Here is a 3,257-nt window from a genome sequence, read left to right on the forward strand (position 1 = left end):
GGAGCTTGCTCCTTTAGGTTAGCGGCGGACGGGTGAGTAACACGTGGGCAACCTGCCCTGCAGACTGGGATAACTTCGGGAAACCGGAGCTAATACCGGATAACACCGAAAACCGCATGGTTTTCGGTTGAAAGGCGGCTTTTAGCTGTCACTGCAGGATGGGCCCGCGGCGCATTAGCTAGTTGGTGAGGTAACGGCTCACCAAGGCGACGATGCGTAGCCGACCTGAGAGGGTGACCGGCCACACTGGGACTGAGACACGGCCCAGACTCCTACGGGAGGCAGCAGTAGGGAATCTTCCGCAATGGACGAAAGTCTGACGGAGCAACGCCGCGTGAGTGATGAAGGTTTTCGGATCGTAAAGCTCTGTTGTTAGGGAAGAACAAGTGCGAGAGTAACTGCTCGCACCTTGACGGTACCTAACCAGAAAGCCACGGCTAACTACGTGCCAGCAGCCGCGGTAATACGTAGGTGGCAAGCGTTGTCCGGAATTATTGGGCGTAAAGGGCTCGCAGGCGGTTTCTTAAGTCTGATGTGAAAGCCCCCGGCTCAACCGGGGAGGGTCATTGGAAACTGGGAAACTTGAGTGCAGAAGAGGAGAGTGGAATTCCACGTGTAGCGGTGAAATGCGTAGAGATGTGGAGGAACACCAGTGGCGAAGGCGACTCTCTGGTCTGTAACTGACGCTGAGGAGCGAAAGCGTGGGGAGCGAACAGGATTAGATACCCTGGTAGTCCACGCCGTAAACGATGAGTGCTAAGTGTTAGGGGGTTTCCGCCCCTTAGTGCTGCAGCTAACGCATTAAGCACTCCGCCTGGGGAGTACGGTCGCAAGACTGAAACTCAAAGGAATTGACGGGGGCCCGCACAAGCGGTGGAGCATGTGGTTTAATTCGAAGCAACGCGAAGAACCTTACCAGGTCTTGACATCCTCTGACAACCCTAGAGATAGGGCTTTCCCTTCGGGGACAGAGTGACAGGTGGTGCATGGTTGTCGTCAGCTCGTGTCGTGAGATGTTGGGTTAAGTCCCGCAACGAGCGCAACCCTTGATCTTAGTTGCCAGCATTCAGTTGGGCACTCTAAGGTGACTGCCGGTGACAAACCGGAGGAAGGTGGGGATGACGTCAAATCATCATGCCCCTTATGACCTGGGCTACACACGTGCTACAATGGACAGAACAAAGGGCTGCAAGACCGCAAGGTTTAGCCAATCCCATAAATCTGTTCTCAGTTCGGATCGCAGTCTGCAACTCGACTGCGTGAAGCTGGAATCGCTAGTAATCGCGGATCAGCATGCCGCGGTGAATACGTTCCCGGGCCTTGTACACACCGCCCGTCACACCACGAGAGTTTGCAACACCCGAAGTCGGTGAGGTAACCTTTATGGAGCCAGCCGCCGAAGGTGGGGCAGATGATTGGGGTGAAGTCGTAACAAGGTAGCCGTATCGGAAGGTGCGGCTGGATCACCTCCTTTCTAAGGATATATGGAGCAGCGTACGTTTTCGTCTTGTTTAGTTTTGAAGGATCATTCCTTCAAAACATGTCTCTAGCGAGACAGGATTGTTCTTTGAAAACTAGATAACAATAAGTAATACATTCACATTGAATGCAATGCAAAGTTCATCACACATAGTGATTCTTTCTAAAGTAAGAAATGGTTAAGTTAGAAAGGGCGCACGGTGGATGCCTTGGCACTAGGAGCCGATGAAGGACGGGACGAACACCGATATGCTTCGGGGAGCTGTAAGCAAGCTTTGATCCGGAGATTTCCGAATGGGGAAACCCACTGCTCGTAATGGAGTAGTATCCATACTTGAATACATAGAGTATGAGAAGGCATACCCGGGGAACTGAAACATCTAAGTACCCGGAGGAAGAGAAAGCAAATGCGATTCCCTGAGTAGCGGCGAGCGAAACGGGAACAGCCCAAACCAAGAGGCTTGCCTCTTGGGGTTGTAGGACACTCTATACGGAGTTACAAAGGAACGATATAAGCGAAGAGGTCTGGAAAGGCCCGCCAAAGAAGGTAACAGCCCTGTAACTGAAATGTTGTTCTCTCCAGAGTGGATCCTGAGTACGGCGGAACACGTGAAATTCCGTCGGAATCCGGGAGGACCATCTCCCAAGGCTAAATACTCCCTAGTGACCGATAGTGAACCAGTACCGTGAGGGAAAGGTGAAAAGCACCCCGGAAGGGGAGTGAAATAGATCCTGAAACCGTGTGCCTACAAGTAGTCAGAGCCCGTTAACGGGTGATGGCGTGCCTTTTGTAGAATGAACCGGCGAGTTACGATCCCGTGCAAGGTTAAGCAGAAGATGCGGAGCCGCAGCGAAAGCGAGTCTGAATAGGGCGCATGAGTACGTGGTCGTAGACCCGAAACCAGGTGATCTACCCATGTCCAGGGTGAAGTTCAGGTAACACTGAATGGAGGCCCGAACCCACGCACGTTGAAAAGTGCGGGGATGAGGTGTGGGTAGGGGTGAAATGCCAATCGAACCTGGAGATAGCTGGTTCTCTCCGAAATAGCTTTAGGGCTAGCCTCAAGGTAAGAGTCTCGGAGGTAGAGCACTGATTGGACTAGGGGCCCCTACCGGGTTACCGAATTCAGTCAAACTCCGAATGCCGATGACTTATCCTTGGGAGTCAGACTGCGAGTGATAAGATCCGTAGTCGAAAGGGAAACAGCCCAGACCGCCAGCTAAGGTCCCAAAGTATACGTTAAGTGGAAAAGGATGTGGAGTTGCTTAGACAACCAGGATGTTGGCTTAGAAGCAGCCACCATTTAAAGAGTGCGTAATAGCTCACTGGTCGAGTGACTCTGCGCCGAAAATGTACCGGGGCTAAACGTATCACCGAAGCTGCGGACTGTTCTTACGAACAGTGGTAGGAGAGCGTTCTAAGGGCTGTGAAGCCAGACCGGAAGGACTGGTGGAGCGCTTAGAAGTGAGAATGCCGGTATGAGTAGCGAAAGACGGGTGAGAATCCCGTCCACCGAATGCCTAAGGTTTCCTGAGGAAGGCTCGTCCGCTCAGGGTTAGTCGGGACCTAAGCCGAGGCCGAAAGGCGTAGGCGATGGACAACAGGTTGATATTCCTGTACCACCTCCTCACCATTTGAGCAATGGGGGGACGCAGGAGGATAGGGTAAGCGCGGTATTGGATATCCGCGTCCAAGCAGTTAGGCTGGGAAATAGGCAAATCCGTTTCCCGTAAAGGCTGAGCTGTGATGGCGAGCGAAATTTAGTAGCGAAGTTCCT

2 rRNA genes are annotated in these 3,257 nt (G+C 52.7%); both read left to right on the forward strand.

What is annotated here, in order from left to right:
* Nucleotides 1–1,474, forward strand: a 16S ribosomal RNA gene (locus NSQ71_RS18420); the annotation flags it as partial.
* A 182-nt stretch (nt 1,475–1,656) separates the two neighbouring features.
* Nucleotides 1,657–3,257 (forward strand): 23S ribosomal RNA (locus NSQ71_RS18425); the annotation flags it as partial.

Origin of the sequence: Aeribacillus sp. FSL M8-0235, from assembly GCF_038000355.1 — a bacterium.
Lineage (GTDB): Bacteria > Bacillota > Bacilli > Bacillales > Aeribacillaceae > Aeribacillus > Aeribacillus composti.